We start from the raw sequence: 233 nt of genomic DNA, 5'->3' as shown, positions 1-233 counted from the left end.
CGTCTTCTAAAACTTTTAAATCGTATGCTTTAATTCGACCGTCTGTTGAAAAACCGCTAATAACATCGACGCGATCGTCTCGAATCGCTTTATACATTAACCCCGGTTCGAGTTCCAGAGTCTCTAATTTTAATCCGTAGTGCTGTCGCAAGCCGGGATAACCATCGGCGCGTTCCATAAATTCAGCCGTAAAACCGGCGGTAAAGGAACGTCCGAATAAATTGGGAACCACG

General features: G+C 45.1%; 1 protein-coding gene. It reads right to left on the bottom strand.

Translation table 11 applies throughout. The annotated features are described in order from the left end of the window. Positions 1-233, bottom strand: a 233-nt coding sequence (locus SB717_RS39780) for a glycine betaine ABC transporter substrate-binding protein (RefSeq protein WP_410908863.1), incomplete at both ends; no start/stop codon positions are given.

Origin of the sequence: Priestia sp. SIMBA_032, assembly GCF_046535215.1 — a bacterium.
Taxonomy (GTDB): Bacteria; Bacillota; Bacilli; order Bacillales; family Bacillaceae_H; genus Priestia; species Priestia aryabhattai.
Note: the sequence above shows the minus strand (reverse complement) of the source record. Positions and strands in the feature narration are given on the sequence as shown.